At 43.6% G+C, this 264-nt stretch carries 1 protein-coding gene; it reads left to right on the forward strand.

All coding sequences use genetic code 11. The features are described from left to right. Window positions 1–264 (forward strand): LPS assembly protein LptD (gene lptD / locus CWC11_RS21005; protein ID WP_138684189.1); only part of this gene is annotated, 264 nt, incomplete at both ends.

Consider the following 264-nt stretch of genomic DNA (forward strand, 5'->3'; position numbering starts at 1 on the left):
TACCTTTACACACCACACAGAGAGCAAAGCCAAATTGGCTGGTACGATACGGCTAAGTTACAAGATGACTTTATTGGTCTGTTTAGAGCACGCCGTTACTCAGGTTATGACCGTATTGCTGAAGCCAACCAATTCACCGTAGGTGCAACCACGCGTGTATTCGATAGCAGTAATGTCGAACGCTTTAACTTCAGTGCAGGTCAGATCATTTATCTTGAGTCATCTGTAAAGCCTTCTGAACAGCTATTTACTGATGATACCAAC

Source organism: Pseudoalteromonas sp. S3178, from assembly GCF_005886985.1.
Classification (GTDB): Bacteria; Pseudomonadota; Gammaproteobacteria; order Enterobacterales; family Alteromonadaceae; genus Pseudoalteromonas; species Pseudoalteromonas carrageenovora.